General features: G+C 35.3%; 21 protein-coding genes and 2 pseudogenes. 2 read left to right on the top strand and 21 right to left on the bottom strand.

Annotated elements, in window-relative coordinates:
- Nucleotides 1–141 precede the first annotated feature (141 nt).
- Nucleotides 142–624, top strand: coding sequence for a copper resistance protein NlpE (locus tag GTR01_RS19020; protein ID WP_228452290.1), 483 nt, complete (start codon nucleotides 142–144; stop codon nucleotides 622–624).
- A 34-nt stretch (nucleotides 625–658) separates the two neighbouring features.
- Here GTR01_RS19020 and GTR01_RS19015 read toward each other — a convergent pair whose 3' ends face one another.
- On the bottom strand, nucleotides 659–1306 hold the full coding sequence (locus GTR01_RS19015) for an MgtC/SapB family protein (RefSeq protein WP_160139333.1): 648 nt from the start codon (nucleotides 1304–1306) through the stop codon (nucleotides 659–661).
- Between the two features lie 249 nt (nucleotides 1307–1555).
- Here GTR01_RS19015 and GTR01_RS19010 point away from each other — a divergent pair, with 249 nt between their 5' ends.
- The gene (locus GTR01_RS19010; RefSeq protein WP_160139332.1) at nucleotides 1556–1954 is read left to right on the top strand and encodes an immunity 22 family protein; all 399 of its coding nucleotides are present in this window, start codon (nucleotides 1556–1558) and stop codon (nucleotides 1952–1954) included.
- Nucleotides 1955–2014: 60 nt separating this feature from the next.
- Here GTR01_RS19010 and polA read toward each other — a convergent pair whose 3' ends face one another.
- The 20 genes and pseudogenes from polA to GTR01_RS18910 all read right to left on the bottom strand — a co-directional run bounded on the left by polA (nucleotide 2015) and on the right by GTR01_RS18910 (nucleotide 26830).
- Nucleotides 2015–4849: a DNA polymerase I gene (polA, locus tag GTR01_RS19005; RefSeq protein ID WP_160139331.1), complete on the bottom strand. Its 2835-nt coding sequence runs from the start codon at nucleotides 4847–4849 to the stop codon at nucleotides 2015–2017.
- Nucleotides 4850–5138: 289 nt separating this feature from the next.
- The gene (locus tag GTR01_RS19000; protein WP_160139330.1) at nucleotides 5139–5570 is read right to left on the bottom strand and encodes a hypothetical protein; all 432 of its coding nucleotides are present in this window, start codon (nucleotides 5568–5570) and stop codon (nucleotides 5139–5141) included.
- 138 nt (nucleotides 5571–5708) lie between these two features.
- Nucleotides 5709–5978 (bottom strand): annotated as a pseudogene (gene tssD, locus GTR01_RS18995) (type VI secretion system tube protein TssD); the annotation flags it as partial.
- A gap of 265 nt (nucleotides 5979–6243) precedes the next feature.
- Nucleotides 6244–6798 carry a hypothetical protein gene (locus GTR01_RS18990; protein WP_160139329.1) on the bottom strand — a complete coding sequence of 185 codons (555 nt, stop codon included), beginning with the start codon at nucleotides 6796–6798 and terminating at the stop codon, nucleotides 6244–6246.
- A gap of 235 nt (nucleotides 6799–7033) precedes the next feature.
- On the bottom strand, nucleotides 7034–7540 hold the full coding sequence (locus GTR01_RS18985) for a hypothetical protein (protein WP_160139328.1): 507 nt from the start codon (nucleotides 7538–7540) through the stop codon (nucleotides 7034–7036).
- A 69-nt stretch (nucleotides 7541–7609) separates the two neighbouring features.
- Nucleotides 7610–8230, bottom strand: a complete 621-nt coding sequence (locus GTR01_RS18980; RefSeq protein ID WP_160139327.1) for a hypothetical protein — start codon at nucleotides 8228–8230, stop codon at nucleotides 7610–7612.
- Nucleotides 8230–9372, bottom strand: a complete 1143-nt coding sequence (locus tag GTR01_RS18975) for a PAAR-like protein (RefSeq protein WP_160139326.1) — start codon at nucleotides 9370–9372, stop codon at nucleotides 8230–8232. The genes GTR01_RS18980 and GTR01_RS18975 overlap by 1 nt, the downstream gene beginning before the upstream one ends.
- A complete protein-coding gene (locus GTR01_RS18970; RefSeq protein ID WP_160139325.1) occupies nucleotides 9372–10433 on the bottom strand; it encodes a LysM peptidoglycan-binding domain-containing protein in 1062 nt (353 codons plus the stop codon). Before GTR01_RS18970 ends, GTR01_RS18975 begins: the two co-directional genes overlap by 1 nt.
- Before the next feature lie 3 nt (nucleotides 10434–10436).
- The gene (locus tag GTR01_RS18965; protein ID WP_160139324.1) at nucleotides 10437–12578 is read right to left on the bottom strand and encodes a type VI secretion system Vgr family protein; all 2142 of its coding nucleotides are present in this window, start codon (nucleotides 12576–12578) and stop codon (nucleotides 10437–10439) included.
- 246 nt (nucleotides 12579–12824) lie between these two features.
- A pseudogene (gene tssD / locus GTR01_RS18960) lies at nucleotides 12825–13094 on the bottom strand (type VI secretion system tube protein TssD); the annotation flags it as partial.
- 501 nt (nucleotides 13095–13595) lie between these two features.
- Nucleotides 13596–14474 carry a lytic transglycosylase domain-containing protein gene (locus tag GTR01_RS18955; RefSeq protein WP_160139323.1) on the bottom strand — a complete coding sequence of 293 codons (879 nt, stop codon included), beginning with the start codon at nucleotides 14472–14474 and terminating at the stop codon, nucleotides 13596–13598.
- A 67-nt stretch (nucleotides 14475–14541) separates the two neighbouring features.
- Nucleotides 14542–17037, bottom strand: coding sequence for an ATP-dependent Clp protease ATP-binding subunit (locus GTR01_RS18950; protein ID WP_160139322.1), 2496 nt, complete (start codon nucleotides 17035–17037; stop codon nucleotides 14542–14544).
- A 277-nt stretch (nucleotides 17038–17314) separates the two neighbouring features.
- Nucleotides 17315–17986, bottom strand: coding sequence for a hypothetical protein (locus GTR01_RS18945; protein WP_160139321.1), 672 nt, complete (start codon nucleotides 17984–17986; stop codon nucleotides 17315–17317).
- 70 nt (nucleotides 17987–18056) lie between these two features.
- Nucleotides 18057–18359, bottom strand: a complete 303-nt coding sequence (locus GTR01_RS18940) for a hypothetical protein (protein ID WP_228452289.1) — start codon at nucleotides 18357–18359, stop codon at nucleotides 18057–18059.
- A gap of 100 nt (nucleotides 18360–18459) precedes the next feature.
- On the bottom strand, nucleotides 18460–19140 hold the full coding sequence (locus GTR01_RS18935; RefSeq protein ID WP_160139320.1) for a hypothetical protein: 681 nt from the start codon (nucleotides 19138–19140) through the stop codon (nucleotides 18460–18462).
- Nucleotides 19140–20513, bottom strand: coding sequence for a hypothetical protein (locus GTR01_RS18930; RefSeq protein ID WP_160139319.1), 1374 nt, complete (start codon nucleotides 20511–20513; stop codon nucleotides 19140–19142). Before GTR01_RS18930 ends, GTR01_RS18935 begins: the two co-directional genes overlap by 1 nt.
- A 6-nt stretch (nucleotides 20514–20519) precedes the next feature.
- Entirely contained in the window at nucleotides 20520–22478 is a 1959-nt protein-coding gene (locus GTR01_RS18925) for a type VI secretion system Vgr family protein (RefSeq protein ID WP_160139318.1), read from the bottom strand.
- A gap of 173 nt (nucleotides 22479–22651) precedes the next feature.
- The gene (gene tssD / locus GTR01_RS18920) at nucleotides 22652–23059 is read right to left on the bottom strand and encodes a type VI secretion system tube protein TssD (protein ID WP_160139317.1); all 408 of its coding nucleotides are present in this window, start codon (nucleotides 23057–23059) and stop codon (nucleotides 22652–22654) included.
- 406 nt (nucleotides 23060–23465) lie between these two features.
- Nucleotides 23466–25871: a type VI secretion system protein TssR domain-containing protein gene (tssR, locus tag GTR01_RS18915; protein ID WP_160139316.1), complete on the bottom strand. Its 2406-nt coding sequence runs from the start codon at nucleotides 25869–25871 to the stop codon at nucleotides 23466–23468.
- Nucleotides 25872–25918: 47 nt separating this feature from the next.
- A complete protein-coding gene (locus GTR01_RS18910) occupies nucleotides 25919–26830 on the bottom strand; it encodes a PKD domain-containing protein (RefSeq protein WP_160139315.1) in 912 nt (303 codons plus the stop codon).
- Nucleotides 26831–26879: the final 49 nt, after the last annotated feature.

The raw sequence follows: 26879 nt of genomic DNA, 5'->3' as shown, positions 1-26879 counted from the left end.
CGACCCTCATTTCCTTCATTTCGAAACCTGTATCTTACATTCCGTACCTCATATCAGGCACTCCAAAATATCATATTTTCTTGGCTCAATTTTTGTTTATAGCTTGTCAGTTTAATAAAAAACATACTTAAATTAATTATTATGATGAAAAACAAAACACTTATCCTTGGAATTGGAGCAGCTTTATTCCTTGCTTCTTGTTCTAAAAAAGAAACTGTTGACACCAAAACTTCAACTACCGATTCTACTGCAACTGCTGCAACTACAGACAGCATCGCTCATCCTATCACAAGTGCACAAGGAGACACGACTGAAAATTCGTTGGATTGGAATGGTACTTATGAAGGAACTGTACCATGCGCAGATTGTCCTGGAATCAAGACTTCATTAACATTGAACAATGATAAAACGTTCAGCATTACTGAAGAATATCTTGAAAGAAAATCCAAGAACGAAGATAAAGGAACTTTTACATGGGATGCTACAGGAAGTATTATCACTTTAAAAGGTAAAACGGCTGAAAATAAGTATAAAGTTGCTGAAGGCATGATTTTCCAACTGGATATGGAAGGAAAAGAAATCGATGGGCCTAACAAGGATCTTTATATATTGAAGAAAAAATAAAAATAAAGGCTTCGGCCTTTTTTTTTGCTTTATATTAAAACTGATAAGCAATAATTCTGGGATCATCAATAAGATCTTTCATCAGTTTTTCATGCTGGGTATTCTTCCCTGTAATTCTCCATGTAACAGTAATATTTCCCTGAGTATATTGTTGTTTAATTAATAAATACTTCAAGTGATGTTCTTTAAACAGTTCTTCACAATGTCTGGCATCTTCTGAACGACTGAATCCTATTTTATATTCCCTTATTTTGTTATAGTTATCTATGAAGCTCTGAAGATAAGTTAGAGCACTTAGCACAATAAGCACCAAAGCCGTTCCCAAAAGAGAAAAATAAACATATCCGGAACCTACCGCCATTCCTATAGAGGCTGTTGCCCAGATGGTAGTAGCTGTAGTAATTCCTTCAATTTTATTTTCACCTTTAAATATAACTCCAGCCCCCAAAAAACCTATTCCGGTAATGATATTGGCGGCAAGACGATCCGGATTGGCAACTCCAATTTTAATAGAAAGAATTGTAAATAGACAAGCTCCAAAGCAAACTAGAATAAAAGTACGCAGTCCGGCAGATTTATTACGATATTCGCGCTCAGCTCCAATCATTAATCCAAGCATAACCGAGATAAAGATTAACAGCAGTTCATTCTTCACTACATAATGATCCTGTAGAAATTCCATGTTTAAAATTTAACAATAGAATAAAATTACAATAAAAAATTTTACGGAACTATTTTTGATCTCCAACTTTGTGTACTGCTACTTAAAAATTCTGATCTAACGGAAAACTTTTGTAATATTACACTTCCAAATGAGAAAATAAGAAGATTGCATTTATTTTTTCAACAGCAAAAGGTAATTGGAAAAGTGTAATCACTTGGAAAATCCATTGTAAATCATTATATTAAATAATACAACAAACAATACATTATGGACAAAGAAATTTCTCACTTCTGGCTGGGGTATTTTAAAAATGAAGAAGAATTTTATGCTTTTGTAGAAGAGGATGAAAATTATTATCTGGAAGAGGAAAATGATGATCAGTATGTTTCAAAATTTGCAGAGTCTCAAAATATCAAATGGTTTGATGATGACTTTATAGAATATGGTTTTGAAGACGAAAGGCTAGGACTGGTTGAAAAGTTTTCAGAATATTCTTATGCAGACCAATGGCTTCCTATTCTTGAACAAAAGCTTAATGATCTGAGCCTGGATACTCCGGTAAACACTATTGTTCTTGCCAGTAGATTTGTAATTCCTAACCCTGTTTCTGTGGATGGGGAGGAAAACAAGCTGTATTATATTGGTGAGATTGAGTTTGACGTTTAAATAAAAACTTCTGCCTGTAGGCAGAAGTTTTTATTTTATTATTTAAGTAAGTTTATTCTATTAATGTGCTTCCAGCCAGTTATCCCCTACACCAATTTCTACCAATAACGGAACCTGTGTTTTCAGGGCATTTTCCATTTCGGTTTTAATCAATTTTGAAGCGGCTTCAATTTCATCTGCCGGAGCTTCAAATACCAATTCATCATGCACCTGAAGAAGCATTTTTGTTTTTAACTGCTGTTCTTCCAGTTCACGATCAATCTTAATCATAGCAATTTTCACAATATCTGCTGCACTCCCTTGTACCGGAGCATTTACTGCATTTCTTTCTGCATGTCCTCTTACTACAAAATTGTTGGAATTAATATCTTTTAAATGACGCTTTCTTCCCAGAATGGTTTCAACGTATCCCATCTGACGAGCTTTGTTCACCTGTTCTGCCATATATTCTTTCAGTTTCGGATAGGTTTCGAAATAAGCTTCGATCATTTGTTTGGCTTCTGTACGGGATAATCCGGTTTGTTCAGCTAAAGCAAAAGCTCCTTGTCCGTAAATGATTCCGAAGTTTACGGTCTTAGCCTGGCTTCTTTGGGTTTTTGAAACTTCATCCAAAGGAATCTTAAAGAGCTTCGCAGCTGTAGAGGCGTGAATATCTTCTCCATCTTGGAATGCTTTAATCATGTTATCTTCTCCTGAAATTTCAGCGATAAGACGAAGTTCAATCTGTGAGTAATCGGCAGAAATTATCTTTTTCCCTTCTCCTGAAACAAAGGCTCCACGGATCTGCTGTCCTCTCAATGTTCTGATCGGAATATTCTGTAAGTTTGGATTCACACTTGCCAGACGGCCTGTAGCGGCTGTAGTCTGAGAGAAGTTGGTGTGTACTCTGTTATCTAATTTATCAATTTGCGATGGCAAAGCATCTACATACGTTGATTTTAATTTCTGATAGGTTCTGTATTCCAGGATATGCTTGATGATCTCATGCTTTGAAGCCAACTTTTGAAGTACATCTTCTGAAGTGGCGTATTGTCCTGTTTTTGTCTTCTTGGCTTTAGGATCAAGCTGCATTTTTTCAAACAAAATTTCTCCTAATTGTTTAGGTGAATTCATATTGAATTCTTCTTCTGAGAGCTCAAAAATCGTTTTTTCTAAATTCCGTAGGTCATTTTCAAGGTCAATACTTTCCTGTGCCAGCCATTTTTCATCTAAAGAAATTCCTGCAAGTTCCATTTTAGCTAAAACTTCCATCAGAGGCATTTCAATATTGAAGAAAAGCTCTTCCAAATTTTCTTTTTTCAATTGTGGAGCAAATAGCTCATACAATTGGAATGTTACATCGGCATCTTCTGCAGCGTAATCTGTCTGTGTTCTAAGATCGGCATCTCTGAAAGTTCCTTGTTTTTTCCCTTTTTTCCCGATAATAGTTTCAATGGAAACTGGTTTATAATTCAGGTATACCTCAGAAAGATAATCCATTCCGTGTCTTCCGTCAGGATTCAGCAGGTAATGGGCAATCATAGTATCGAACATGGCACCTTTCACGGTAATGTCGTACTGCTTTAATATTTTATAATCGAATTTTAAATTGTGAGCGATTTTCAGTAAGTCCTCTTTCTCAAAAAACGGTCTGAAGATTTCAAGCGTTTGCAATACTTCTTCTCTATTTTCTGATAAAGGGATATAATAGGCTAATCCTTTTTTATAGGAAAAACTCATTCCTACCAATTCTGCTTCCAGCTCATTCAATGAAGTGGTTTCTGTATCAAAACAAACAGCTCTTTGCTTTAATAGATTATCTACCAGCTTTTTCTGAGCTTTTGGATTATCTACAAACTGATAAAGGTGGTCATTATGCTCAATAGATGATTTTGTAGAAGTAGCCTGATCCAGCTCTTCAAAATTGGCAAAAAGATCAAGCTGCATTACCTGCCCTTTTGCTTCTGTATTAACTGGAGCCTGCTTTACCTCCACTTCGCTTACCGCAACTGTTTCTGTAACTGCCGGAGCAAAAGCTCTGTAAAGGTTTTCATATAATCTTCGGAATTCGATTTCTTCGAAAACTTCTTTTACTTTTTCAAAATCAGGAGTTTCAAGATCGTATTGTTCCTGATGGAATTCTACAGGAGCATCACAAATAATAGTAGCCAGTTTTTTAGACATTATTCCGCGTTCTGCAGAGGCTTCTACTTTTTCTTTTAACTTCCCTTTTAGTTTATCGGTATTAGCCAGTAAGTTTTCAATGCTTCCGAATTCTTTAAGGAATTTCATGGCAGTTTTCTCTCCAACACCTTCTAATCCCGGAATATTATCTACAGCATCACCCATCATGGCCAGATAATCAATGACCTGTTTAGGGTCTTCGATCTCATATTTGGCTTTCACTTCTTCTACGCCCAGAATTTCAATATCTCCACCTTTTAATCCTGGTTTATAAATTTTGATTTTATCGGTAACCAGCTGTGCAAAGTCTTTATCCGGTGTTACCATAAAAGTGGTATAGCCTTCTTTTTCTGCTTTGCAGGCAATGGTGCCTATTACGTCATCAGCTTCGTATCCTTCAACACCCAGAATCGGAATGTGCATTCCTTCCAGAATCCTGTGAATATATGGAACTGCAATTTTAATTGCTTCAGGAGTTTCACTTCTATTGGCTTTATAATCAGCGAAATCATCAGTTCTTACGCTTGCTCTTCCTACATCAAAAACAACAGCCAGGTGAGTTGGTTTTTCTCTTCGGATCAATTCAATCAAAGAGTTGGTAAAACCAAAGATGGCAGAGGTATCTAAACCTGTGCTTGTTAACCTTGGATTCCTGATCAGTGCGTAATATCCTCTGAAAATCATCGCATAAGCATCGATGAGAAACAGCCTTTTATCTTGTGTTGCGTCCATATTGTCTATAATGAACAAATATAAGAAAATAGGAGGATAAGTTGCTAGTTTTGGGATGGGATTCGGGTGCGGAGTATGAAGGTGTGAGGTTGTGAATATTATGAAGAATGCTTAGTTTGCTTTGCTTGCGAGTCTGATGATTCGTGTAGATTTATTTGATAGCTGTAGAAATATTGATGTTTACCTGAACCACCTCGTCAAATCTTCAGTTTACCCCTCCAGAGGAGGGGAATTATGGTCATTTTTCCTGATCGACAATGGTTGATAAGATTATAAGATAAGCTTCTTATTAGCAATCATGATTTTCATAGTTTAACTGTTCCATTTTTTTCTCGTAGCTTTCCATGTCTTTTTTGCCTATGTTTACCTTGGTAAGCTGCACCGGAATTTGTTTCTTTCCATCCGGACTGATCCAGGTTCCACTCATAGTTTCTCCTTCTTTCTTTAAAATCATCAATCCTGTAAAGCCCTCTTCTACCATAGCAAATTGTCCCTTCGCGCCTTCTGTAACGTTAAGTTCTAACCAATTGCTTACTTTTTCATAGCGGTACATCGCATTATAAAACGGATCACCACCGCATCCATTTTCTACAGATTGTAAAAATAAGGTTATCGGCATTTTTCCGTTCACGGTTCCTTTGTATAAAGAAGAACTGTTTTGTGCCTGCAAAGCAACACATGACATTATAAAAGTGAGAATAAATAGAACTTTTCTGAACATTTTTTATATAGTTTAATAGTTTATGTAAATAAAAAACAGAACAGTATACTCTCTGAGCATACTGTTCCATTAGTTTTTTTAAGTGTTGTTTTTCTGGTTTATTTACCAGCAGATGGCCAAAGCCCAGCGTACTGAGAAGTACTTCAAAGTAATTAATGTTCCTTCTTCGTGAGATTTGTTGAAAACGATTTCTCCTACTGTTGGCTTATATTTTCCGTTCAATAAGCTTTCTAGGATGTCTGATTTTTCAGTAGCTTCTACTGTAACTTTGATAAGTGCGTTAGAAGGGTCTGAAGCTACACGTCCTGATACGTCTGTTGATCTTGATACGCTGTAGTTCATTTTTAATAATTTCTGACCTTCTCCGTTGTTGAATTTTAAGATTCCTCTTGAATTTCTTTCTGCCATGATTGTAAATTTTAATCGTTAGTAATAATTTTGTTATTCAATAATTGTAAGACAAAGATAAAGCCGTTCAATATGAAAAAAAAGCTTTTGGATGGAAATCTGAAAAATTGTAGTAGTTCTACGATTTTATGTCGTAATTCTACGACAATAGAGTTAAAAACTGACACAACACCTTATTAATAAATATTTTAACCATAATCACAAAATAACTTAAAAACATTAATTATTACACAATAATGGGAAATATTATCTTAAAAAACACCCTTTATGATAGTTTAAAAATCAACCTTACCTCATCTTTTTTTGTCCCGGTTTTTACTGTTGGTGTACGTTCATTTAAATTGAAACAGGTATTCATTACCCTGATTATTTCCGGATTTATAAAGTTCAGTGAAAAGATTTCGGAGTGCCGGGTATAGAAAAGCATTCTCAATATATTGTGTCCGGTTTTGTTTTTGACAATATGAATTTCTGAAACGGATGTTTCTGGCAGAAAGATTTTATTTGTTCCTTCAAATACAATTCCGTCAGAATATACCCCAATACTTCTGATCCGGGAGGTAAAATGAAAATAAACATATACTATCAATAAATAAAGGAATATAAAAAATAAGGCTATTATGATCTCAAGTAAGGCGTTTCTGGTATGAATCAATTTTCCTATGGTTTCATGATAGGGTTCTGTGATATTTCTTACCGTAAGCATCCACAGAAACCCGATGATTACAAAAACTATAAATTTTTTCTTAGGATTCCTGATCAGCAAAGAACGCACTGAAATGCGTTCTGTAATATGGGTTGGATCATTATTATTCTTCATAATTCAAGTTTATGGACTGGAGTACTGCTACTTCTGAACCAGTGTTCATTAAGCCGCAAAATTAATGAAGAGACATAGTATAAACAGGATATATATAATTCACCATTTTATTTTTAATATCAAAATCTTCTGGCTTAAATTCTTTATTCCCCATAATTTTTAAATAAAAAAACAAGCCGAAGAAACCCGTCTAAAGATTAATTTTTCGATATTCACCTTTCCAATAGAATAATGGTTACAAGACAATTAAAATACTGATAATAGCATATCCTAAACAAATCACAATGGGAAAAGCTTTACTATAAAAATCTTTAGCAGATGGTTTCTTTGAAAACCTAGTAAAAAGATCTTCAATATCAGGTTTCATCTTCATATCGGGTGACAAAAAGTAACGAGTTCCTGTATGAGTAGTACCCCTTAACATAAAGGCTTTTCTTGAATGATAATTGTAAATATTATAAGTGGTATCCCCTTCCAGACGAACATTATTTCCTTTATCATCTTTCCAATAAAATTGGTTTCCAGATTGTGCAAAAGTAATTTTCTGCATGGCACTTTTCATCACAATAATTAAAAAGCCAAACACTATGCTCAGTACTGTAATGATTAACCGGGTTTGGTTTACCGTATAAAACTTAATCCATATTATAGCAGCCGGAAATAAAATAAACACCATAATTAATGTGGCTGCAACAGTATATTTGCTGTTAAAGACAGATAGGGTTATTTCGTTTTTGTTCATGAAATTGAAGGGTACTACATTACTTTTGTGTAGATTTTAAGGTAGCTCCTAGAAAATAGCTTATTCCTTTCATGAATCAGGATACAGCTTCTTGAAATCTTCCTTATCTATAAAATATTGCAGATACAATTTTACATTTTCATCATACACTTTTTTAAGATAGGCAGGATCAGCATCTTTGTTATTCTGTCTCATAGATCGAAGTGCTGGATCAGCACTTCTAAAATGAAGAATAGGAAGAGGTTTGTCTATTGTTCCATAGGATGGATCGGCATTTTGCTCTTTGTTGTAATAGAAATACATATCCGGCCAAATAGTTATGTCTTTGTCTTTTCTTCCAAAATCTAATATTTCGCCGCCCATATAACCTTCATTTATAGAGTAAGTTTTAATATATTTATTAAATTCTTTGGAAAAATAAGTATACGTATCTGCTCTTACATAAGACATATTTCGATTACTAAAATAAGTCATTTTCGATATTTCATCTCCACCAACACGTTCATCATCTCCATCATATTTACTCAAAAATGGGATTGGTTCTTTTATTTTTATTTTATCAGAATCTTTGATAAATTTAATAATTTCTTGATTGTCAACTTCTCTTGGCCTCAAAAAAATAAAACTTATTATAAAGAATAATAATGCAGCTCCAAAAGTCGCCCCTAAAAAATAACCTAGTCCTTTCATTATTTAGTTTTTGCAATTATGTTTATGCCTTTAGAATTTTTATTTTTTTCTGATAATACTCTTGTGAAATATTTTATCGTATCATCATACAAACTATTCTCATAAACATCAATACCTCCATCTACCACTGCACCAGCCATTCCCCATGCAAAGCCTTCTCCCATTCCTTTTAAAATTCCGGGATTGGTAAAGCTTCGCTGTACTCCGGCTATTACTAAACTTGTATTAAGCCGTAATGCTGCATCAGGATAAGCAGACCTCATAGAAGCCGCTACTACTGAAGGATAAATTCTTGCAGCTGTTATAAGGATAGGGTTTTTGTAGATCACTTCGGCGGTTGTTCCAATGACAGCATCTCTTCCTGCAGTTAATGTTCCTTTTCCGTCCGGAACAGCTTCCCAGGCAGTCCCTAAAACTCCTTTATCAGCCGGATTCTGAGGATTAGTTATTCTTTGCTCAATAGCATTAGCTCTGTCTTGAATCTTCTTATCTTCTCCTGTTGCATAATTATAAACCGTTAAAGGCAGCCCCACCGCCAGAGCCCGTGGGTCTCCTTTAGAAGATATCAAAAACATGGCACCCTGTATCATTTGAGAGCTCAGATGCGCTTCATATTCTTTAGTATTATTGGAAGCAATTTTCTGTGCCGCTGCTCTTGCCAAAACAGGATCAACAACTAATGAAAGCGCTCCTCCTTTCTTACAGATCAGTTTAGAATTCTGTAAAAGAGCTTTATGTCCATTTATGGTAACTGTATCATGAAGATTAATCCATTTAGACTGCATCGTAATATCGCAATTATGGGAAGTTTCTTTGTAGCCGGCAAATGCGGATGTACCTACTGCTGCTAAGGCAACTCCCAATGCTACTAATGCCAATCCTCCGGTAGCTACTGTAGCAACCATCAAGGCACCAACAGCAATAATGGTGCATAAGGCTCTGAGCCCGCCCCAAAATTTACTGTTAATATTACAGACAAATTCTGTCTGTAGTTTCAGATCTTTCTCTGTAAGTAAATAAGCCCTTTTGCTGGCGTGGAATACATCAGCTTTATCCCTTTTCTCAAGAATACTATTATCTGTAGGAGATTTCATTTCCGTACAGACGATCATCGTTCCTTCAGGTATGAATGATTGTGCCATTATTCTACTCGTTTTAAATTAAAATCTATCAGAAGCTGAATATTATTTTTCACTTCTTCTATTACTGTTACCCTGGATTCCTGAAGGACACTCTCTTTTTTGTTCCATACTAATGTTTCTCTGTAACTGAAATTATATTCAGAAAAATTAAACTGTACCATAGGCTTTATCCTTTCGTCATAGAGTTCAATAATTCGTCCCATATTAAGTGATGGATAATCCATTTCACTTACTCTTCTTATTTTCAGAATTTCATCTGTTTCTTCCAAAATAGCAGGAGTAAATTTAAGTATAACTTCTTCTTTATCAAATAAAGTTGAATAGTAGGTACGGGAATATTCTTCAAGAAAATCTGTGCTTCCCAACAAATGTTTCGTAAAAAACAGTTCATAAAACATTTTATTGTAATAATCTTCAATAAGATTCTTTTCAGGTTTTATAATAGTTTCTACACCAGCAATAAAATCATCTATGTCTTTTCTGTTCTGTGACATTTTCAAGACCGTTTTTCTACCTTCAAGACCTTCTTTATAATGATCCCATTCTTTCATTATTGCCTTATAATTGATAATTTCTTCTATTTTCCCGGTGTCAGCATTCAGCCTGAAAACAGAATTACACTTTATTTTATCTATTTCTGCAATAAGTTCCATTCCTGCCTGCATAATCTGGGGAGAACTCTGTACATGAACTTCCTGTAACTGAACACCAGCCAATGTATTATCATCATCCAAACCTACTTTATACTGGGATTTACAAGTGCTGTTATCTACCATTACCTGCTCCAGAACCGTACCCACAATCATTTCCGTTCTATATACAAAGTTTCTGTTGAAATCAATTTCGTTAAGATCTTCAGCAGAAGTATTTTCATCAATGGTTACAATTGAATTTACAATTAAATGCCTGATATGAATCGGGATTTCTTTTCCATAGATCTGTTGAGTCATCACTGCATTTTTATTATGAAATGCCACAAGTTCTTTTACACTTATATTGAAATGAGCAGCAATTGTTTCTAAGGAATCACCTCCTTTTATTTTATAGTTTACCAAATTCATTTTTTAATTTATATCTACTTCTGTATCTCCTTTTATTGTCACAATAGGTGCTTTCAGAGATACGCTTTCATTACCTTCCATTCCTATTCCGTTTGCTCCAAGGGCAATAATTTTTCCTTGAATAATAATATTACCATCAGAAGTCATCGTTATAGAACTACTACCCGTTTCTAATTTTATTTCTTTAGCACTGTTAATATCTACTTTCCCGGCATTATCCATGGTAATTTTGGATTTTCCTTTCCCTACATCTATTGTAGTATTTGTTCCAACGTTTATTGTAAGATTATTCCCAATAAATTCTTCACTATTATTACTTACCTCAGTTTTAATATTTCCAGTTCCACTTAAAGTGACATGATTACCGCTTCTGTCTTTAATCTCAATTCCACATCCATCATGAAACTGAATAATATTTCCGCTCTTACTGCTTAAGCTCATCACGTTATTCCCAGCGCCGCCTCCTGCACCAATACCTCCATGGAACATTCCTCCCATTACAAATGGACGATCGGGATGTTGATGAACAAAATTGATGATAACCTGGTCACCAACTTCAGGAATAGACATGAATCCGCGATTTTTGCTTACCTTATCACTGCTTCCTGCGTCCGGAGACATTACTCGGATAAATTCAGTGATATCCGGGCCGTTCTGCCAGTCAAATTGTACTTGAACTCTACCCTGATTCTGAGGGTCAGAATTGGATATTACTTTTGCAAACTGAGCCTCTGCTCTTGGGGTTTCAAATTCCGGACGTGGGATATAGCCTGTATCGGCAGCAATCGCTTCAAACTTACCATCATAATATCCTCTGGCATCTACCTCATGAGTAACCTCAATAATCATCAATTTGGTGAAATAAGACGTTTCGTTGCTTTCTGACTTACGCATTTCAATATCCGCAGTACATCCCGGATATAAGAAAGGGACTGTGGTCGTTCCGGAAGTGATAAAAACTTCTGAAGCTTTACTTCCGGCAGTTCCTTTTTGAGAGGCATCAATATCCATAAAGGATGTAGCTTTTATAGGGGCTACTCTCAAAGAAGGAGTGGTAAAGGTTTTTTCTGATATTTCATAGGCACGTCTTGCAATATCCGAAGTATGATTGATCTTTGAACTTCCTCCCGTCATTTTTTCATTTTTACTACTGTTGTAGCCATAGAAAGACGGACTTACATGCTGGGCTTTCATTTTGATTGCAATATCACTTACGCTGCTTCCATAGGTAAGTTTCACAGGTTTTTCCTGAGGCGGAAGTTTTCCAAAGTGCAATACCTCCCCATCATAGTAAAACTGTTCTCCGTAAGCTTCAGCTATTCTTGCCAGGTAATTGTAATGTGTTTCTTCGTATTGTGAACTGTAGGAAACGTTTCCATGCTGAGCATCTACTCTGAAATCGAATTTATTCATTCCCAATCCTTCACTGATTACATGATAGGCGACACTGTTCAGACTGATAGGCTGGCTTCCGCCAAAACTCTGAATATGAGGTGCTGCATCTAAAAGTATTGTGGGGCTGTATCCTTTAAGTACAATATTTCCAAGGCTTCCTTTCTCTTGGCTGAAACCTACTTCTGTGACAACGCCTACAAAATTACGTTCTGCTCCCTGAATAATATCTTTATATTTGAAAACAACAGTAATTCTCTTTCCTAGAAAGTTCTGTGCTTCACCAAGATTATGATTTTCTGCGCTTCCCAATGTATCATGTGCCAGTGTAAGGCTAAATTCATGATGTTTGGCTGCACTTTGTACTAATTTAAAATGTTTAAAATGCTTGATAATCTGTCCTTCAATAATGATATCCAGTTTCACCACTCGGTTGATTCCGGCAATAATACTTTGAGGAATAGCTTCAGCATTATGTATTTTTGAGGTAGGCTGTTTAGCCCACACTTTATTTTCAATGATAGAAGGGTTATTAGGAACAAAAGTCTGATTCATGAACATGTTTGTTCCTTGTACAGCATTCATTCCCTGTTGTCCGGCTTTTATGGCTTTCTTTACTTTATCACCCGATTTATTCAACTTTTCTTCTACTTTTTTAGCAACATTTTCCTTTGCATCTTTCAATTGCTTCTGACTGCCTATAAGATTATCCTTTGGGCTTTCTACTTTAATTGTCTTGTCATCCTGAAACATAATGTTTTGTGTTTAAGTTAAATATTAAATAAACTGCTGATCATACAGCAACAGAATCAAAAAATATAAGGTTTGATTTACGTAATCTGCTTATTAAGAGAATAATTGCACGAAATCCGTTAGCCCTTATGAAAAAACAGGACAGTATACTCTTCCGAGTGCACTGTCCTGTACCAATTTTATTTTTACTAAGATGATGAATAGGCTTATTTACCTGCTGATGGCCACAGTCCAGCGTACTGAGAAGTACTTCAAAGTAATTAATGTTCCTTCTTCGTGAGATTTGTTGAAAACGATTTCTCCTACTGTTGGCTTATATTTTCCGTTCAATAAGCTTTCTAGGATGTCTGATTTTTCAGTAGCTTCTACTGTAACTTTGATAAGTGCGTTAGAAGGGTCTGAAGCTACACGTCCTGATACGTCTGTTGATCTTGATACGCTGTAGTTCATTTTTAATAATTTCTGACCTTCTCCGTTGTTGAATTTTAAGATTCCTCTCGAATTTCTTTCTGCCATGATTTGTAAATTTTAATCGTTAATAATATTTTGTGATTCTGTGATTGTTTAGCAAATATAGAGGGTCTTTTTTCGGAAAAAAAACTTTTAACTATAAATCTGAAAAATTGTAGTAGTTCTACGACTTTTTGTAGTAATTCTACGACATTGGATTTAATAACTCCACTCAAAAGCTTTAAAACATTGAATTTTTACACTTCATAAAACACTGACTAAAAGGGGCATTTTACACTTTAATGAGAAATATTAATACTTTTTAGCATAAAATTAACAGATCTTAACTTTTGCTTAAAAATAAGGGAATAAGAAAGTCAAATGAATCTATTCGGTATGATAGACGTTTAAAATTCCTTCGTTTTGATCATGAATTATAAACTTCTAATACATCTAGGAAACATTTCTTATTTCCTATTTGATTTTTTGGAGTGTTAGTCGTAAAGAATTTCAAAAAAAATAACCAAACCGTAAATGGGTTTGGTTACTTAAATATTGTTGGTTGGTTTAAGGTTGTATACCAGAACCAGCTCCTGTACTTTCTTTTATTGATCTGGTGAGGATTTTATTTTTTCTAAGAAGAAAATCAGGCATCAAATCGGTAGGGAGATAAAAAGTACTTTCTCCTTTTCTTTGCAATTCTTCTGTAATTCCGGGATTCCATGCAAGAATTTTATCTACCTCTACATCAAGCTCATCAGCAATCACATTCAGACTAAATCCAGCATTGATCTCTGTTTCTGATAATGTCTCATTGGGCATCTTTCTATTTCCATCTTCAAAAAATACCTTATTGATCCTTGCAGAATTGTAATTGTTTAACACGCTTTGAAGTTCTCCTGTTGCATAACATGCATTCAGATATTTTTTTACGTGGTTGATGGTTTCTGCAGGAAGATATTTATAAAATTCGTGGTACTGGCTGGAACCTGCAGCCTGCATAGCTTTGGCAACATTTCCTTCTCCACAGTTGTAAGCTGCTACTACCGTTACCCAGTTATTATACTTTTTGTATAGATTCGCCAGCGAAATAACTGCTGTTTTTGTGCTTTTATATACATCTGTACGCTGATGTTCTGCAAGACCATACTGATTGGCGTGTGCTGTCATCAACTGCCATACGCCTACAGCTCCGGCTCCGGAGGTAATGTTTTTGTCAAAATGGGATTCAATAAGGGCTAAATTTCTTAAATGCTTTGGAAGTCCCTTCTGGAGAAGCAGTTGTTCAATAAATTCAACAAGATCTTTATTGGAGTTAATGATTCCCTGATATTTTCTCACACTGCTTTCTGAGGTATCTGATGCAGCAAGAAACTGCCCATTTACTAAAGCAACAGTTCCCAAAAGCATTATCCCTGTAAAGATATTTCTGACAATTGTTTTCATCGTAATGTTATTTATAAAGCAAAAAGGCGAATTGTATCAATTGGCCTTCTTGCTATTTACTTTCTTATTAATCTACTTTCCAGCTTAGTTTTTCTTCTTCTTTATTCCAGTCTACATGAATGGTCTGTCCGGATTTCACTTCTTCTCTAACGATCATTTTGGAAATAGGTCTCGCCAGCTGTGCTCGGATCACTCCGGAAATCTGTCTGGCTCCATATTTACTGCTAAATCCTCCAAGAGCAAGGTTTTTCACCGCTTCATCGCTGATCTTTAAAGCCATTCCTAATCTCGTTAATGATGCATGAAGTGATTTCAGCTGAATATTAAAGATTCTTTCTGCAATGGATTCTGTAATCGGTGCAAAAGGAATAATTTCTGTAATTCTGGCTAAGAATTCTGGTCTGAATCTTCCTGAATTGGACATAATCTGCATCAGTGAAGATGATTCCGGAATTTTTCCTTCTTCAAATTGTTTTACAATCTCTTCACTTCCGATATTGGAAGTAAATAAGATCAAAGCATTACTGAAGTCTCCTTCTTTTCCAAGTTTATCATGTACTTTTCCTTCATCCATAATCTGAAGGAATACATCAAATACGGAATGGTGGGCTTTTTCAATTTCATCAAACAAAACAACAGTATACGGCTGTTGTCTGATCTTATTGACCAACATTCCTCCTTCTTCGTATCCTACGTATCCCGGAGGCGCTCCATATAACAATGCAGCTGAATGTTCTTCTTTAAATTCCGACATATCGAAACGAACCATCGCTTTTTCATCGTTGAACAGTAATTCTGCCATTGATTTTGCAAGCTCTGTTTTTCCTGTTCCGGTAGGCCCTAACAGGAAGAAAGATCCGATTGGCTGCCCAGGTTTGTTTAATCCGCTTCGGTTTTCAACAATAGCATCGGAAAGGATTTTTAATGCATGATCCTGACCTACTACTCTGTTGAGTAGAAGGGATTCCATATTCAGGAGTTTTTCTTTTTCCTGTGCCTGAATTTTTCCGATTGGAATATTAGTCTTCGCTGCCATTACTGCTGCGAGTTCCAAGCGGTCTACTTTTTCTCTTTTTTTAGCGGCATGCTGTAAAAGCTCTGCATAGGTATCTTCAATAATCTTTTGGATTTGATCTACCGGCATTGCATTCTCCAACGCAGGCTGCTCACTCAATGAACCCCATAAGATAGGGCTTATTTTGTCTCTCAATAAATTGTAAGTCCAGATCAGCTCATCTGCTTTGTCTTTATTGTCTAAATATTCTTCTTTTAAAATTGCATCATAACTCTCTTTCCAACTGTCTAGTTCTTTTTCAGAAAGTTCATCCAGCATTTTAATAGCCGCCATAGTTCTGTCTAACAAATCAATAGCGGCATCTGGTAATTTTTTACCTTTTGCATATCTTTTAGCCAGACGTACACATTCCGGAAGAGCTGTTTTTTCCACTTCGATGCCGTGGTGTTTTTTATAACCTTCAAGAAGAACATCAATCATTTTTACACAAGTCTGCTCATCCGGTTCATTTACAGTCAACACTTCAAAACGACGATTAAAAGCCTGTTCCGGTTCAATAATTTTTCTATATTCTTCTTGAGTTGTAGCTCCGATAACGGTAATTTCTCCTCTTGCCAATTCAGGTTTAAGAAGGTTTGCTACATTTCCAATGCTTCCTTTCGGATCTAAAAGGGTATGGATCTCATCAATGAAAAGAATCGCTTTTTCAATTTTTTTACATTCATTGATCACTTTTTTCAAACGATCTTCTATTTCGCCTTTGTATGAAGTTCCGGCTAATAATGCCCCGGTATCCAATTCTAAAAGGGTTCCGTTTTTAAGCATTTCTGGAACGTTTCCTTTTGTAATTTCGATAGCAAATCCTTCTACTAATGCTGTTTTTCCAACTCCCGGTTCTCCGATAATGATCACATTCGGTTTGCTTCTTCTACAAAGGATCTCTACCAACATTCTCAGTTCTTTGTCTCTACCGATAATATTTTCAAGATTTCCATTTCTAGCCTGTGCGGTTCTGTCAACACAATAGCTTTTGATGGATGGAAAAGATGAGTCTGTAAAGTCTGACCCATTTGAGAATAATGACGCAAAGTCCCCATTTTCAGAAACGGTAAACGGAGTGTCTTTTCTATACAGGTTGAATATATCATGTTCTCTTAATGGCAATGACTTCAATTGCTGAAGTGAAAATACCACCTGAGGTTTTACTATAGCAGTAAGAATACAGATTGGAGTAATCTCATCCAATCCTAATTTTAAGCGAATATCATCAGCTTCTTCTATAAGAGTATCTACAGCATCATCCTGACCCACCTCATCGGGAAGATGACTGGTTTTAGGATATTCTTCAATACGTACATCTGCCCACTCGTAAAAATAACCGGGATCTTTATCTATGCTTTTTAGAAATTCGTTAAGACCAATATCTTTATGCATTAGAGCCTGCAAAATATGCGGACCTCCATAAGTGCCATTATAATTTTCCCTCGCTATCGACTGAGCAATATGAAATAGCTGCTTTACTGTTTCGTTGGTTACTAGTACTCCCATTTATAATTTTTCTTATATTAATATTTGCGTTCTGTTATTTTGTTCTTTTCAGACTGATTTGATGTTTTCTGCTTTTGATTTTGTTTTATTTCATCTGTGATGATTCAGGTCACAAAAGCAATTCTTTTATTTTGCTAAAATTAAATATTTTATTCTAAACGTGATAAAGATAGTTAATTCTTCAATTAGAGAAGTAATAGTCGTATTTTTTAATCTTTTCACCCTCCTCATTCAAGAAATAAAATCCCAGATTTCTTCTGTTGAGGCTACATTTTATTTATATTTTCAAAAAATATAATAAGATCAGACTTAACCACTGAAGCCCAATGTATATATAAAACAACATAGCTGAAGGTTCTGCCAATTCATGTAATTTTTCAATCAGCGTAGTTTTGATAATATCATAGAAATCTACGTTTTCATCTCCTAAATTCAGTTCATCAAATTTAACTTTATTCAAAGCATATCCCAGAATACGCTTAAGGATCTTATTTTCCGAACTGTTTTTAAATTCATTCAATAACCTGACTTTTGCCAATGCATAATCTGTACTGTTTCGAACGACTACCGGTTGGTTATTTTTAATCTTATCGATGATTTTATCGATAAAGGGTTCTAAAATTGTCTTAGAATGATCTTGTACAAGCCTGCTGATAATTCTTGACATTCCATATTTTGTAGAGAAAATACCAATACAAAAGGGGGCAGCAATCATTAATAAATAGAAAAGTCCCGCAGAGAATGGTTTTGCCATCACCGTTACCGTCAAAAATGCAACTGCTCCGCTATGTCCTAATGAGGAACCCAGGCTTTCTGCCAGTATATAAATTCCTAAACAGAAAGTAATAACTGTTGACAGAATTCCTATGGCATAAATTTTAAATACACTGAAGATAAAAACAGCGGATAGTTTTGAGAAATATTTGAGGTGATCAGTAATTTTGTTCATTAATATCTAATTTGATAACATGGTTTTGTTTTATGAGATTAAGGGAGTTCCTTATCAGGGCACAATATAATCAATATTTTTCTTGCAAAGGCATCCGTAATAATCCCATATTTTTAATGGGTAATTCTCTTGTAAGCTTAACATTTTTGGCAGCTTTATATATATTCATCCCTACTGTGGTATTCATACCCCCCACATTGATATTCATATCCTTACAATTCAGGGGCATGGTCTCCGATGCTGTAATGGTGATATTGCTTCCTGTAGCGTCTAGGTGAATCTCGTTGCCACTTTTATAGGTGATGATGATGCTTTCATCTTCCGTAAAGACTATTCGGTGTCCGCTTCGTGTTTGGATCGATTTTACACCCACATATCTGGAAATATTATCGATTTTTCATCACTTTTGGGTTAGACAATAGTATAAAAAAAAATCAGAATTCCAATTTCTGATTTTTTAAACCGTTTAAGTTTTATTTTAATTCTTCCACTTTTCCGGTTTCTCCATCCATAATATAGACAGCAGGTAGAAAAGCAGGGGGCTCTCCCATTCCATCAAAAGGTTGAGAATTGGGTTTTCCTTTTATGATAGTGATAATATATTTCTTTTTTTTCTCATCGAAATTAATTTCAAAAGTAGAATTACCGTCTTCATCAAATCTTCCGCTCCCACTGGAAAGATTAATTACTTTTTTTCTTTCTAAAAATTTCAATACATCTTGAAGCTTTATTTTTCCAAATTTCTTGTTTTCATCTATTATTTTTACGTTTCCGTTTTCTTCAAAATATTCTGAAGTATTTACTTTGGTTTTTTCGCCGATATATGTTTCTTTTCTTTTTAAATATCCATCAGCATAAAATTCTTTGTAATCTGTAAGAAATGAAGGCTTAGCAAAAATTTTCTTTTCAGTAAAGCCTCCTTCTCCTTTACTACCATTTATAGTAATTAAATCTCCATTTTCTTTTTTTTCGGTATACTCATATGTAAAAGCATCATAACTAATGGGCACTTTTTTCGCTTTTTTATCTAAAGAATTTAAGTCTAGTTTTTCTCTCATTTCAGTTTTATTAATTTTTCCCTTTTCTTTATCTTGACCATTACAACTTAATACAAGCAAAATGGAAAGTAGCAATAATCTTTTTTTAGTTTTCATTACTTAATAATAATTTTGTTATTGAGGACTTTCCATTGCCAAATATAAGTACAAAACCTTTCTATATCGGCTAAATGACTATAATCCATTAAATTGTTTGTTTTTGTTGCCTGATAGGTATAATCTCTAACTAGATTTGTTTCATCAATACTTGCAAATGTGTGTGGCAACTTCATTGCATGCATTGCTTCATGGGCAATAGTTGCTTTATTATGACCATTAAAATAAACCCCAAATGTACTTGCGGGATAAGCAAAACCATTCCAATTTCCTTTTTCTCCAATAAAGAAAAAAGTATAAAACCCAGCGTATTTATTCCCAAACTTACTTTTGAGTTCATCTTCAAGATATTTTCTCAATCCCGCTTGTTTAGTAACCTTAAATGTTCCAGATACATTAGTACAAAATTTGTTTTTGAATGTGTTAAGTAAAAAATTTCCTTTGCAGTTTAAGATTACTTCTTCAAAGTTGGGCTTTACCAATGCTTGATTAAGATTTTTAGTAAAAAAATTATAACCATCTGGTGCAGGCCCTCCAACAACTTCAACTCCGTTCGCATCTGTTTTTACTTTAACAAAAACCACATTAATATTTTTTCTAAATTGTGAAGAATTTGGGTGTATTCTCATTACTCCGCATATTTCTCCATCGGCTTTTACATATAAAAACTGCTCTTTATCAAAACTTTCTTTACATGTTATTTTTAAATAATTGAATTTTTCATATTTTCCTTTTTTTACATCTCCAATTTCTTTTAAGTTTAGTGTCAAATAATTTTCCGATTCTTTGTCTTTAAATTCTAATGTTAGTCTTTTGGGTTTTTCTTCAATTTCAATTTTTAGATTAAAGATTGCGGTTTTGCCTTTTAATAAAGTTAGAGTTGGAATAGAATATAAATAAGGTTTTTTATTTACTTTTTTCCAAACAAGAGAAAAACTTTTATAGCTTTTCAGTTTTTTATTATACATATCCAATTCTTTCTTAAAATATCCGTTCGGATTTCTTACCTTGTCCCTAGTCCAGCCATTTGTGTACGAAAAAGGCGTTAAGAACGAAGCCTCTTCAAAATATCTGCCCATAATACTTCCAAACCATTCGTCTCCTTTTTGCCCAGAATCACCAGCTCTTAACCAATCAAAACCAAATTCAGGATTATCTTTATATTTGCTATGAGGTCGAAATTGTACGATACATTTAGCTTTTATTTCTCCAGCTGAAGGTTTTCCAGGATCTCCCGCGTATAAAATTCTAGTTTTACTATCTTCAGAATATGTATCGGCAGAAGCTTCAACAATATCTGACGCTGAATAATACTGTAAATCTCCACCAATTTTTTCGTAGATCTTACCTTTTACAATTCGTATTCTGCTCATATTATTTTAGTGGTTTTTGTTTTTCTCTGCACTTCTGTTGTCTATGTTTCCATCAGCATCCTTTTTTATTTTTCCATTACTGTTTGTTTCTATTCCACCTTCATTATTTATTATAGTTTTTCCTTGTTTTGTTTCACTATGCACATCACCATCTATTACTTCCATCAATTTCCCTGTAATAAACATACTTGCATCACCAATTACAGAAGTCACTTTCATACCGCCTACAGTTTGTGTGGTATTTAAACCTATTGATTGACTTCGGTTCATTCCAATTGTATCAGATTGATTCATCCCCACACTCGTCGTCATATTCTCCCCCACATTAATATTCATATTCTTACAGTTGAGCGTCATAGTCTCAGGGGCTGTAATGGTGATATTACTTCCCGTAGTATCCAGGTGAATTTCATTACCGCTTTTATCGGTGATAATGATGCTTTCATCTTCGGTGAAGACCACTCGGTGCCCGCTTCGCGTTTGGATCGATTTTACACGGTTGTCTAGTCCTCCACCAAGACCAATTCCACCATGGAACATTCCACCCATTACAAAGGGACGATCAGGATGGCTGTGTACAAAGTTGACCATTACCTGATCTCCTACTTCAGGAATTGCTACGTAGCCACGATTTTGGGTAATCTGATCTGTTCCTCCGGCATCAGGGGTCATCACTCTTACAAAATGCGTGGTATCGTTCATCTGCCAGTCGAATCTTACCTGTACTCTTCCCTGCCCTTCAGGGTCTGCATTGGCTATTACCGTGGCAATCTGAGGTTGTGCGATAGGAACTATAAATTCAGGTTTGGGTAAAAATCCGGTATCGGCTGCTATGGATTCAAAGCTTCCGGTATAGTGACCGATTGTATCAATTTCATGAACGGCTTCCGTTACCATTACTTTGGTAAAATAAGAGGTCTCGTTGCTATCCGGCTTTCTCATGTGGATATCTACCACACATCCCGGATGAAGAAAGGGTACTGTTGTAGAACCGGAAACTGAAAATACATTTACCCCTTCGCTTCCTGCTGTACTCTTCTGGGAGTTTTCTACATCCAAATGGGTAGATGCTTTAATAGGCGCTACTTGAAGAGCAGGAGTTTTGTATATTTTATCGTTATGACTATAGGCGGTCTTGGCCAAATCTCCTAAATGGTTCACCGGAGTTTCACCGGAAGTCAGTTTTTCATTTTTACTGCTATTGTACCCGTAATACTGTGGTTTTGTATGAACGGCTTTTAATTCTACCCTGATATCATCAGCGTTGCTTCCATACACCAGTTTTATAGGCTTATTCTGAGGCGGAAGTTTTCCAAAGTGAAGAACTTCACCGTCATAGTAAAATTGTTCACCATAGGCTTCTGCCATTCTTGCAAGATAATTATAGTGCGTTTCATTATATTGGCTGCTATAGATAATCTGGGAAAAATCGTTGGTATCTACTCTGATATCAAAACGGCTTTTATCAATTCCCTGCTTGATTACTTCTTCTGCAATAATTCCCATATTCACAGACTGCCCGCCTCCAAAACTCTGGATATGCGGAGCTCCATCCAATAGAATGGTTGGGCTGTATCCGGAGAGTACAATATTTCCAAGACTCATTTTTTCCTGGCTGAATCCTACTTTGGTAATCAATCCTACAAAATTCCGCTCAGGGCTGTTATCAATATCTTTATAAGAAATAATAGCGGTAAGACGTTTTCCCAAAAACTTATTCGCCTCCTCTAAGGTATGGCTTTGTCTATCACCCAATGCATCATGAGCAAGGGTAAGACTGAATTCGTGATGATGACTCGCTTTTTGTTTAAGGGTGAAGTGTTTGTAGTATTTAATAATTTTTCCCTCAACAACCAGTGATAGTTTTACCAGCCGGTTGATCCCTGCATGATGATTTTCAGAGATCCCATCCGCATTCTGCGACGGACGGAAAGAAGATCCTTTAGTTTTTGCTTCGGTTTTCATGTGTTTTGTGTTTAGTTGAATATTAAAGATAACAACATTTTACGAAATAATCATCATATCAATAAGATATGACCCGATAAATCAATATAAAAATTTCATCTTAGGCGAAAAAAGACCGTCTTTAAAAGGGACAGTCTTTTTTTTGTATGAATGTTGATAAATGTGTATTATTTTTAGCTATTTGGCCAAAGTCCTGCATATTCAGAATTACCATAGCTGATCGTTTCTGCACTTACTACGAAGCTAATGTACATACTGTTGCTGTCTACAGCATCAAATTCTACCTGGTGCTGGATTACGTAACCGTTTTGCCAGTTCAAAGTGATTAATGTTCCTTCTTCGTGAGATTTATTAAAAGTAATTTCACCTACAGTCGGCTTATATTTTCCATTTAATAAACTCTCTAAAATATCTGATTTTTCAGTTGCTTCTACTGTAACTTTGATTAATGCATTAGAAGGGTCTGAAGCTACACGTCCCGATACGTCTGTGGATCTTGATACGCTGTAGTTCATTTTTAACAATTTCTGACCTTCTCCGTTGTTGAATTTTAAGATTCCTCTCGAATTTCTTTCTGCCATGATTCGTAAATTTTAATCGTTAGTAATATTTTGTGATTCAGTGATTGTGTAGCAAATATATAAGCTCTTTTTCTCTAAAAAAAACTTTTTAGGATAAATCTGAAAAATTGTAGTAGTTCTACGACTTTTTGTAGTAATTCTACGACAATAGATTTATAAACATATTCATAACAACCATTAATAAAGCACTTTAAAACTTATCTCCACATAAAGAAAAAAAGTACTTTTCCACCCAAACGAGAAATACACAACATCTTAGGCTCAAAAATTTGATATTTTCATCTCAAAATTACATCATGAAAATCACACAAAGGGAATTATGAAATGACATGCTTTTCTATCAGATACCACCAACAAAAAAAGCAGAAGTAAGATACTTCTGCTTTTATATACATTATACTAACAATTAGTGTTTCGTGTATTCCGGAGCCTCTGTTGGAATCATTGTCGGAGTAAAATACTCGTTCAACCAGTAGAAGGTTTGTCCGTTTTGCTGAATCTTCACAGCAGGATTATTTCTGTGGTTCAGCATTCTTTCTGCCAGATCCTTATAGCGATGGAAATAGTTTTTCACAGTTTCATTACGAACTATTTTAGATTTTCTCCATCCTTTAAGTTTATACTTGGCCATGATCTCTTCTTCAGTAAGATCGAATCCTGTACTCATTCCAACCGCGTAAGACATTGGCAATTCATAAAGATCACCTTTATCCAGAAACTTGATGGTTGGGTTGTATTTCTTCAATAATCTTACATATTCTTTAATTGCTCTAGATTGGTTGAAATCCGGTTTATCAGGAGCTGTATTTCTATATACTTCAGAATAGAAAGCTTTCAAATTATCAAATTCTGCCTCAGAAATAAGAATTCCTTTTTCTATACTTGGAGTAATCTCTTTCAGTTCTTTTGGCAGATATCCTTTTACTAAGAACGGATTTCCATAATTGATCAGCTGTGCAGCGATTCCTGCAGAAACTGGGTTCGTAAGTCCCGGATATAGATATTTATATTTTAAATCCACATCTGTTTTTCCTGCTCCTACAGAAGAATGGAAATAATCATTAAGCGATTTGTCTACACTCTGATTATCTAAAGTAACCTGAGCAATAAGGCTATCCACAGATTTTTTCAAGAATCCAGGAGTAGCAACGTCTCCTTTTTTAGGGAAAATTACAAATCCCTGAGACATACTCTGCTTAGGATAAGCTAAAGAGAAGAATCCTTCATCTCCTTCTACCAGGCTGAAATTGTTCTTGGTAAGAACGTCAGATTGGTTGATGATTTTTTGCTTTTTAAGTTCAGCAATGTTTTTAGCAGTATTGGTCACCACATTTTCAGCCATCAATACAAAATCATTGTAAGTATCGGATGATCTTGCACTGGTCTGGAACATAATCAATCTTGCCTGTGCCTGAGTAAGTGAACCAATCACACTGTACATATTTCCACTTTGGTTAGCAGATGTTCCTACAGTTACTACGATATTAGTTTCATCAGGAACGTTAGAAAGAAGATTTCCTGCAGCAGAAAGCGCCTCTCCTACCGGCTGATAACCACTATTGCTGGTACAGTTCATTTCATTGGTCTTCTGATCGATAAATGTTGTGATTTTGCTGTAATCAGAACTTAAATTAGAAACTGCTGTATTTGAACCACAAGTGTTATTTTTGTATAAAACGACACCATATTTTACATTATTAAAATACGATGGCTTTTCAAATCTAAGCTGGAGATCCTGTAATAATGATTTTACAATAGGAGCATAAGGGGCATTTCCGGCACTTATATCCAATGCAAAAACAATATTGATATTTTTATCTCTGTCTGTAATTTCTCTGTAACGATCAAAGTAGATAGGTTCACCTAAAACATTAAATACATAGTTTTTACTATAATCAAGAATATTGGTGAAATATTTTGTTTTAGAATCCGGAGTTGGCGTTTCGTTGAGCGCAAGAGTTACCGGGAAGATGTTCTCTAAAGGTTTTCTTTTGTTTACATCGGTAAGAAGAATTGCAGTTCTATTCTCAGCATCTGATCCTGATGCTCCGGGATATCCTTCGCGTACTCCCAGTTCAGTATCCGTAATTCCTGTGTTATTTTTAAGCTTAATAGCAGAACGCTCACCCCATGTAGAAATCACATTGGAACTTACCCATCCATAAAGGCCTTTACCGATACTATCGATATCTACAGACGGTTTTTTACCTACCAGGAATCTTTTGTTATTTTCAGCTTGCTTGTAAACATATACCACTTGCCCATTAGGGATCTTCACATTAGCGGTTTCAATAAGGCTAGGCGAATTGAACACCATGATCGAGTCATTTTTGTAGTATCTTTCTGCATTTCTGATGACCTCACTGTTATTAGGCACTACGGCTACTCTTACAGGGTATCCTGTTCTTTCGCTTTTAAGAGAATGATTCCATAAAAGCAGGTCAGATTCAGGGATCCAGCCATATGTTTTAATAGATTTTGAAGAGACTTTTTTCATTAAAGCATCCGGAACATATTCCGCTACCTTTACCATTCCGTCTCTGTGCTTCAGAACCATTAAAGGCTCAAGAAACTTTACTTCTTTATATGATTTCTCATCATCTTTATCCAGGTAAGCCGTATTTCTTGATCTGTCTGAAATAACGATCCATGGAACGGACTTTTTAGGATAACCGTTGACAACTGTTGAATTATCGACCTGTCCATATTGAGAAGGCTCAGGCGTTTTTTTTGACGGAAGCTTTACCTGGCAACTCGTCAACAATACTGATAATCCTATATAATATGCTGCTAGAGGAAATTTATTTTTCATCCTATTTTATCTTTTTATGATTGGCACATCCGGAGAACCGGACGGTATTATTTGCTTTGGTTTATATCTACTTTCGTTACACAGTTTTGTGTATCATCCAAATTTACCTTTACAGTCTGGATCACAGTATTCTTGTCAAACTGAAGACCTGCACAGTACATGTAAAAGTTATTTACTTTACTGTCATTTACTTTTACTACTGTATTTTCATTGTTACACAGATAAGTTTTCAACAGGTAATTGTAGTGCATATTGAAACTATTTCCATTGGCAATTTGTTGTAAATGATATTTGAAATCGTTATCAACTTTTGCATAAGAATCTTCTACAGATACTTCCTCTTGTTCCAGAGAGTTATACGCAGGAAGGATTTTGATACGGTGGTAGATAGGCTCCTGGCTTTCTTCCGTATATAGGGTTACTAAATAATCTCCCGGTTTTTTATAAGCATAGATCGCCAGCTTATCTTTAGAATCCGTATTTCCTGTTTCACCAAACTTCCAAGCAAATTGGGAGGCGTTGGAAACGGCACGGAACTGTACGTTCTCATTCTGCATGGCTTGCGTTTGAGCTTCTATAGTTGTTTTAGCTTTTGCACTGTCTTTAGGCTGTTTGATGCTTCTTGCAGATACCATTACAGGGAATGACTTGGTATACTTGTTGTCAACGATCAAACTCACCTGGTAATATCCAGGTTTATTGTAGAAGTGGATTCCACTATTTTTATCAGAAGTTGTTCCGTCTCCAAAATTCCATCTTTTGGTTTTGGCAAACTGGGTTTTATCTTCAAATAAAAGTGTATCTCCTACCGACAATGTAGATGGATAGACTACTCCGACAATATCATCAGCAGAATGGATCACCTTTTTCTGCAGCCATAGTGCAACAAGAGCCGCGATGAGCAATGTTGCAATAACACCGATAATAATGTTCTTTTTGTTTTTTTGAAAATAATTCATAGTTAATAATTGTGATGTGTTTTATTTAAAGTTCCTAAATTCATTGCTG

Origin of the sequence: Chryseobacterium sp. c4a, from assembly GCF_009900745.1 — a bacterium.
GTDB lineage: Bacteria > Bacteroidota > Bacteroidia > Flavobacteriales > Weeksellaceae > Chryseobacterium.
The sequence above is the reverse complement of the archived record's forward strand: the minus strand, read 5'-3'. Positions and strand labels throughout refer to the sequence as shown.